This window comes from Nocardia sp. NPDC006982 (assembly GCF_042869435.1).
Taxonomy (GTDB): Bacteria; Actinomycetota; Actinomycetes; order Mycobacteriales; family Mycobacteriaceae; genus Nocardia.
This window is the reverse complement of the sequence record NZ_JBIAFV010000073.1, coordinates 1-2,087: the sequence shown is the minus strand read 5'-3', so window position 1 is coordinate 2,087 and position 2,087 is coordinate 1. Positions and strand designations below refer to the sequence as shown.

At 60.7% G+C, this 2,087-nt stretch carries 3 protein-coding genes; all 3 read right to left on the bottom strand.

Annotation, left to right across the window (positions count from 1 at the left end):
* A partial coding sequence (locus tag ACFYOW_RS49485; protein WP_387299133.1) for a relaxase domain-containing protein occupies positions 1–180 on the bottom strand: 180 nt, incomplete at its 3' end.
* 452 nt (positions 181–632) lie between these two features.
* Positions 633–1,085, bottom strand: coding sequence for a hypothetical protein (locus tag ACFYOW_RS49480; RefSeq protein WP_387299131.1), 453 nt, complete (start codon positions 1,083–1,085; stop codon positions 633–635).
* Positions 1,086–1,180: 95 nt separating this feature from the next.
* The gene (locus tag ACFYOW_RS49475) at positions 1,181–1,906 is read right to left on the bottom strand and encodes a hypothetical protein (RefSeq protein WP_387299129.1); all 726 of its coding nucleotides are present in this window, start codon (positions 1,904–1,906) and stop codon (positions 1,181–1,183) included.
* Between the last annotated feature and the right edge of the window lie 181 nt (positions 1,907–2,087).

The following is a 2,087-nucleotide window of genomic DNA, read 5'->3' as shown; positions in this document are numbered from 1 at the left end:
ATGGGTGACGGTGAGTCCGTGCAGCCCTGTTCCGAACCATCGACCAGGTGATTCACCGTGCGCGGCGTAGTAATCCGACAGCGGCGCTCGGCCGCGTGTGGACGCGTCGTGGGCTGCGACTCTGCGGGTGTAGTACTCGAATCCGTCCCCTGCGGTGATCTTGTGCAAGGTGGCGGTCATTGCTTCATCACAGGCCGTGGAATACAGTTCCTGCCAGTGCCTGCATTTATGCAAATGGCATTGATGCCGGTCCGCCTCAACGGTGTGTTATCGGAAAGTTATCCCAGATGCAAGAGGTCTGACCGGTTAAAACGATGAAAAAGAGGGAGGGCGTGGAAATGTGGCATGAGGAGATTTATTATTCGACGGCGTAGATAGAGGTCGGATATGTGCATAGAAGGAATGAAGGTGAGCGAGAGATCTGTGCACAGCAGATGGGAAAGTGACGGACAGTAGCGATGGGCTGCTGAGCCGGGTGTCACAGCCGCTCACCCGCCGGATCCGGCGCGCCGCGCGGGAAATCCCGCGTGAGCGCAAGGAGCGCATCGTAATTGCCCGAAGCTACGCCGCGAGCGGTCGCCTTCTCTGCCATCGCGACGGGCGGAAGAGAAGATCACCGGGCCAGGCGCGTGTCAGGCGGTGAGCGGGGGCGAGGTGACGGACCAACCTGAGGGATCGCAAGAGTAGTACTGGTTGTCGATCCCCACGACGTCACCGACGGACAGCGATCGGTTCCCGCGCTCGAAGTACTTTTCGGCGAAATGGGACTCGCCGATGTTGAAAAGCTCGAACTGACGCTCGAGGATTTCTTTGTGGGTGGCCCAGGGCGCGGCGTCGGTGTCGTGGTAGCTGAAGACCAGCTCGGCTACACGGTTACGGCGGTAGGCGGGGCGGATGTCGTCGAACATGTCGTAGTGAAAGATTCGGATCAACGGGCCGACAGGGTTGGTGATCAGGGCGATGCTGTCGCGGACGTCGCGAAAGAGACGGACCAATTCGTTGAAGCTACGTCGAACCAGAGACTTGAGCGCCATGCGGGATTCCTGTCGGTTGAGTGATGTGACAACGAAACAGCGGGCCGCCACGGAGTGAGTCCGTAGCGGCCCGCTGGGCTGGGGCTATTCGAGTCGAGAAGTAACTACTGGTGCTGCGAGCGGCACGTTGTAGTTCGTGCCGTTGGTCAGGCGGTCGTCGCCAAGGCAGCCAAGTCACCGCGTTCGGCGAGTGAATTGGCGATGAAGTCGGCGACGGCGCGACGAAGCTCGGATTGCCTTATCGCACCGGCGCGGGTCAACGAAACGTCGACGGTGGCGAGACCGAATCCCGGGATGTCGAGGGTGACATCCTTGGACGAGGGCGGGAGATAGTCCCTCAGCCCGAGAACTGCGATCTTTTTTTCCAGCAAGTCGCACAGATGCTGCTCTTCGCCGTACCGGAGCACAGTCGCGACGAGTTCACGGCGGAATGCCTCGATGTCGTCGGATCCGGCCTCGGGAAGTGGATCATCGCTGTCGCCCCACTCGGCGACGACCGCGTCAACGTCGATGGCTGAGGAGTTCGACTCGACACGTTCGGCGACTACCTCGTTGTCGATGATGCGGTCCAGGAATGCCCGCACCTTTGGGGAGAGCAACTCCTCGAGGGCGTCTCGAACGTCGTACTTGTCGGGCGTTCCGCTGCGGGCATAGACGCGGATCTCAGCCTTCCCGGGGAGGTTGTTGGTGAGCTCGGCCAAGTCGACAGTGAACGGCGGTCGGCTGCTGGGCGCATATCCGGCAAGCCCGGCCCGTTCGAGCAACTGGTCGATGATTTCGGACCAGTGGGGATACTCCCGCGATGACACGACGCGGGCGACGATGATCTTCTTGTCCGTCTCGACGTCCGGAACTACTTTTTCGACTGTCATTTCTTTTCCCTTCACATATTGTGCAATCGGTTGTGGCAGTTGGTCAGCGACGCTTGGTGGACGCCGTAAATGCCGTGATGAAAAGAAGCGGGCCGCCGCGGAGTGATTTCCGGGGCGGCCCGCTGGATGGTGGATCTGAATCAGGCAGCGCGGCGGGCACGAGAATGGCCCTTGACCGTCG

Bases quoted from the DNA above. Each gene is read 5' to 3' on its own strand.
- ACFYOW_RS49475 (WP_387299129.1), bottom strand. From the start codon at position 1,906: ATGACAGTCGAAAAAGTAGTTCCGGACGTCGAGACGGACAAGAAGATC.